The sequence below is a fragment of the Ligilactobacillus pobuzihii E100301 = KCTC 13174 genome, from assembly GCF_000349725.1.
Lineage (GTDB): Bacteria > Bacillota > Bacilli > Lactobacillales > Lactobacillaceae > Ligilactobacillus > Ligilactobacillus pobuzihii.
Genome location: NZ_KB714688.1, coordinates 737 through 3,715, shown reverse-complemented (window position 1 = coordinate 3,715; position 2,979 = coordinate 737). Strand labels below are relative to the sequence as shown.

Annotated in this window: 2 protein-coding genes and 2 pseudogenes; 1 reads left to right on the top strand and 3 read right to left on the bottom strand. The window is 36.6% G+C overall.

The annotated features are described in order from the left end of the window. Window positions 1–203 (top strand): annotated as a pseudogene (locus LACPOB_RS11610) (Crp/Fnr family transcriptional regulator); the annotation flags it as partial. 106 nt (window positions 204–309) lie between these two features. On the opposite strand, the gene LACPOB_RS0102705 reads toward LACPOB_RS11610, so the two are convergent. The 3 genes and pseudogenes from LACPOB_RS0102705 to LACPOB_RS13325 form a co-directional block, all read right to left on the bottom strand. Beyond that, the gene (locus LACPOB_RS0102705) at window positions 310–1,206 is read right to left on the bottom strand and encodes a LysR family transcriptional regulator (protein ID WP_017867296.1); all 897 of its coding nucleotides are present in this window, start codon (window positions 1,204–1,206) and stop codon (window positions 310–312) included. A 48-nt stretch (window positions 1,207–1,254) separates the two neighbouring features. Next, window positions 1,255–2,145 carry an FAD synthetase family protein gene (locus LACPOB_RS11605; protein ID WP_017867295.1) on the bottom strand — a complete coding sequence of 297 codons (891 nt, stop codon included), beginning with the start codon at window positions 2,143–2,145 and terminating at the stop codon, window positions 1,255–1,257. 665 nt (window positions 2,146–2,810) lie between these two features. Continuing rightward, window positions 2,811–2,979 (bottom strand): annotated as a pseudogene (locus LACPOB_RS13325) (IS30 family transposase); the annotation flags it as partial.

Sequence of the window (2,979 nt, the reverse complement as noted above, 5' to 3'; positions counted from 1 at the left end):
TAACCACAGCCGCTGCCTTTTTTGGAGTTGTGATGAACTTTGCATACTTATTTGCTGGCACAATTTCTACTAACCCAACTTATGTTCTTTTGGGCATGTTGATCATGATCGCAGGATTCAATGCTGGTAAAATTGGTTTGGACCATTGGGTAGTTCCGTTCATGCGTGAAAAGATGCCATGGTTAAAACGATCCGTTGAATAACCTGCTTATCAAAATTCTTATTGAATTCATTACAATAAGCTAATTTAGGTTACATAAAAAGACACGGGCAATGATCCGTGTCTTTTTGCATATAAAATATTTTTTATTACTTACCTTCCATGTACTGTTCATACTTAATTAAAAGCTGCCCAATCTCCGGTTTTTTATGGATCGCAACTACATCATACTGTAAGTCTGGAAATTTAGGAATGTACTTTAACACATTTGGGTAAAAATCAGGGATCGAGAATTCACGTGGATATAAAGCAAGACCTTTTGATAGCTCAACGTTAGCTGTCGCAGAATCAAAACTATCCAAATAAACTACTTCTGAATAACTAATGCCCATTTTTTTCAAAATAATACGGATCTTTTGCTGAACATCATTACTGTCTGTCGCCGTCCATTTCTGCAAAAAAAGTGGTTTCTTTTTCACAACTCTAGTCTTAACTTTTCCTTCTTTATCAAAAATATCTTTATTGGCTAAAATGCAAAAATTTGCCATTCCGATCGGAGAAGAATTAATATTTTTAATTTTACTTACCGCTGTTGAAAAGCTCACCAAAATATCGTAATCACCAGCATCTAGCCTAGTAATACTGTCTGAAAACGATTCAGTATCTAGTTGAATCTCCATGGTGGGGTCCAGTTTCTGAAGATTATTCGCCAAAACAGTGGCCCAATATCCAAATCCTCTTAAATAACGTATCTTAAGAACATGCTTTTGGTTTCCCGAGTGCTTTAGATTCGTTAGATTATCTGCAAAAGACTGGTAATCTTTGATCAATTTGATTGAATCGCGATACAACACTTCCCCAGCAGGCGTTACCATAAAATGAGAAGTTGAGCGATCGATCAGCTTAACATCTAATTGCTGTTCTAAATTTTTAACAGAATTACTAATAGCTGTTTGTGAAATAAAATTCCGTTTGGCCGCAGAGGTAAATCCCTGGGTCTCAACTACATCCACAAAATACTTAAATGGTAAAATATTATAGTTCATATTAATTCACAACCTTAAAATAACACGTGAATAGTGGCCAACGATCTACTAAAATGAATTACTAGCTTCTTGCTGTTCTTGCTCAGAAAGCAAACCGTTCACTACCGTATCAGCCGCTTCTTTTTGTTTTGGCCAAGTTAACATAACTTCAATGCCATTTTTTAGACTACTTTTAGAAAACTTATGCAGATCAGCTTGGATAATTTGATTAACTGGCCTGGTTTCTGAAGTAAGAATGTTGATCTTAACCTGGTGCTTTTCTGCGCCAATTTCGAGTTGACATACATATGTTCCTAATGGTGGCAGCTGTTGATATTTATTATCAATTTTAATTTGCTGATCAGGCAATAATTTTCCCCCAACCATATATTCATGCCCCAATAACTGACAAGCCTCGGCCATTTTACCAGTTGCGATCAACTTACGGATCCTAGTAGAGCTTATTTTATGTTTATTTTCATTTTTCTTTGGAACCGTTACTGTTCGGAAGTCAGGCTCTCCTAATTTTCGCAAGAGTTCCATGTCACCCAGTCCATATTGACCAAATGTAAAATCAAAACCCGCAACTGCAACCTTAACTCGGAGATCGATCAAATATCTTTGCACAAACGTTTCGGGGCTTAATGTTGCAAAAGCATGCGAAAATTCCACAACAAATAAATAATCCACTTTTTGTTTTTCCATTAGGTCCACTTTTTGTGGCAGGGTATTTAAATAACGAAACGAAGTTGTTTCTGGATCGGTAAACAACATCGACGAATGACGATCAAATGTCATTACTGCTAAAGGCAATTGTTTTTCTTGCGCATATTTACGTGCCGTGTTGATCACCCCTTGGTGTCCGCGGTGAACCCCATCAAAGAAGCCCAATGCCATTACCATCGGTCGCGCGAATTTTTCAGGATCAAATTCGCTCGATTTTAGATAATAAACTTCCAAATACTTCTCCTCCATTCTAACTTTTATATCTGCACTGTCACAGTAATAGTAATCAAAGTCATTTAGTTTAACGCTGAATACTAAACTGCATGAGAAAAAATATATTTGCCAAATCAGTTCGGCAAATATATAATATCTAAAAATTATTTTTAATAATTTAGCTATAATTTATTTTAAGAAAAACATTGTAAACGATTTAGCTACGCACACTTTAACGATACACCATAGAAGCATGCAATGCAAGCAGCCCTTTAAAACCCATATAATTAACTTTTATATGTAACTACTTCCCTTATTTTTTGTAAAATTTAGCTACGGATACATCCTTAACACCATCTACACCATAGTTATGTAGTTCATTATGTAACCATTTCTAATCTTTATTCATCACTTCTAACACACCTGAATCAACTTAACCATCCACAACGACCGGACATCATCATCTCCTCTAAAACTGTAATAATATCGTTTTGTTTAAGTATCGCTCTTTGAACATTTTTATGTCTGGAACCCCAGCAGAACGTAATTAAATATATACCCCAATTGTCAAATCAAGTGCGACAAGTGTAAAGCTTAAACTATAAGTGAAGATAGATGTTAGTTCAGTGGGAGGCCGGCCAGGAAGCGTAGCGAATGGCCGGCCTCCCACTGTCGAACTTTAGCCACTACTTATTTGGCTGGGCTAATTCATTTTCTAATGCTTCTTGGGCGGAATGATAACCTAAGATCCGGCGATATTTGCCATTTAAAGCATTTTGCGCCCGCTGTATTTCCTCTGGTGTGACTTGCCTCAGTGAGTGTCCTTTAGGGAAAAATTCACGTAAAAGCCCATTC